The sequence below is a fragment of the Marinobacterium sedimentorum genome, assembly GCF_024267675.1.
Taxonomy (GTDB): Bacteria; Pseudomonadota; Gammaproteobacteria; order Pseudomonadales; family Balneatricaceae; genus Marinobacterium_A; species Marinobacterium_A sedimentorum.
Genome location: NZ_JALDYX010000152.1, coordinates 1 through 234, shown reverse-complemented (window position 1 = coordinate 234; position 234 = coordinate 1). Strand labels below are relative to the sequence as shown.

At 45.7% G+C, this 234-nt stretch carries 1 protein-coding gene; it reads left to right on the top strand.

Annotation, left to right across the window (positions count from 1 at the left end; all coding sequences use genetic code 11):
• The coding region (locus MRS74_RS23700) for an Hsp70 family protein (RefSeq protein ID WP_254582736.1) at positions 1 to 234 on the top strand (234 nt) is incomplete at both ends.

The window sequence follows — 234 nt, the reverse complement described above, 5'->3', positions numbered from 1 at the left end:
CAAGTACCGCTTATTCTGGTATGTGATGTTGGCGGTGGTACTACTGACTTAAGTTTGATTGAAGCTAAACACGACAATGACGAACTAACACTGAATCGAATCGGTGTCGGCGAACACCTTATGCTAGGTGGTGATAACCTTGATCTGGCTCTTGCACATATGGCTGAGCAGCGCTTTAACGAGGCTAAAAAGCTTAACGCGGCTAGTCTTACCAAGCTGATTCAACAAACTCGC